Source organism: Salinimicrobium oceani (assembly GCF_012037645.1).
On sequence record NZ_JAAVJR010001549.1, the window covers coordinates 1 to 293 of the forward strand.

The window sequence follows — 293 nt, forward strand, 5'->3', positions numbered from 1 at the left end:
GGTGCTATTATCCGGATTATGAAAGGGATGATATTGATAACAGCCTAAAGCAGGTTTATACTATCCTACATTCTGACGGGAGCGATGATTCCCTGGAGTTTCTCAATGTTGATGCTATTGACTACTGCACCTTCGGAAATTCAAAGCCCTTCAGAATCAAGGTCCGGAATATTCTGAACGACAGTTTTACCTATTTCTACGTTAAGAAAGCTGATGCTTCCCGAATTTACGGACTCGAATTTGAACATATACTTTCTCCTCACAGGATCAACTTTTTGGTCTACCGTGATACG

Annotated in this window: 1 pseudogene; it reads left to right on the forward strand. The window is 41.0% G+C overall.

The window, feature by feature from the left end:
• A pseudogene (locus HC175_RS23015) lies at positions 1-293 on the forward strand (hypothetical protein); the annotation flags it as partial.